The 1,185-nt window shown below is 44.1% G+C and carries 1 pseudogene; it reads left to right on the top strand.

Going from position 1 to position 1,185, the window contains the following annotated elements:
• Positions 1-812 precede the first annotated feature (812 nt).
• A pseudogene (locus PORUE0001_RS11120) lies at positions 813-1,185 on the top strand (phage integrase SAM-like domain-containing protein); the annotation flags it as partial.

The raw sequence follows: 1,185 nt of genomic DNA, 5'->3' as shown, positions 1-1,185 counted from the left end.
TTTCTTCCGAAGAATGAAATGTGCTGTTTTAGGGTAGTGTGATTTTGCTGGTATATTGCTGACAGCTATTTGGTTACATTCTTTTGACAGAGGCGAGTTGATAGTCTGCTTCTACGATGAAAGTTGCTAGTTAGCCTTTACAGGGGTTTACGTAGCCGTTTGTATACCAATGCTTTGTGCAAATGTTTCACAGACTTAATGTGTGCTTGGCTACAAAATGGCTACATTTAGATTTTCTAAGACTAAGATGTAAGGTGTTTTGAACACTTTCTCTTCATCACCAAACTACTAACTAACAATGTTCGTGATGAAGAGATTAGACTTGGACGTTAAAGTCCGCTACTACACGAGGCATAACAAGAGCTATCAAGGCGATAGCCCTATTATGATACGCTGTATGTACAGGCGAGCGAGCAGCTTAGGCAGTTGGCTACTCTGTCCGACCTTGCTATTTGGTTAATAACAAGGTTGTGGCAACGGCTCCCAAAAGTGAAGAAATCAACCAAGCACTGCAAGATATAGAGTGTCGCATACAATTGCTAGCAGAGCAATTGAGTGCGAAGGGAACGCTTTCCCTTTTTCACTTGCGAGATGCTTTGTCTCCCAGTCGTCCTACCGACTATACTTTAGTCGGGGTGTACAGGACGCTCCTCGATGAGAGTGCAGAGCAATATCGTGTTGGCAACATAACAAGTGCAACCTTAGATGGCACAACTATCAGATGACCTTATTCAAGGGTACTTGGGCTATCAATATGGAAAGGACGACTTACCCCTCTCTGCTGTGCAGAAAGATGAGCTTCCAGCTATGAGTTGTACTTAAAGGGCGAGAAAAACTACACCCACAACACAGCCATCAAAGTTCTGCGCTTTTTGAGAAAAGCGATGGAGCGAGCCGTTGAAGAGGACTTGCTTATGCGAGTCCCTTTTCCAAAGGTTGTTTTGCGTATGCAACCTACAGATAGGGGGTTCTTAGATGATTCCGACTTGGAGCGTTTGCGTTCTGTTGAGCTTTCAAACCCTAAGCTTCTTCTAGTACGAGATGCCTTTCTCTTTTCTTGTTATACGGGACTGTCTTATGCAGACATATCACGTCTAGTGAGAGACAACATCATCTCTATGCACGGTCAGAGCTGGGTTGTCCTCCGTCGTAAGAAAACTGGTGTGCTTAGCACTATCCCCTTAA

This window comes from Porphyromonas uenonis 60-3 (genome assembly GCF_000174775.1).
In the GTDB taxonomy this organism is placed as follows: Bacteria; Bacteroidota; Bacteroidia; order Bacteroidales; family Porphyromonadaceae; genus Porphyromonas; species Porphyromonas uenonis_A.
This window is presented reverse-complemented; position numbering and strand designations above follow the sequence as displayed.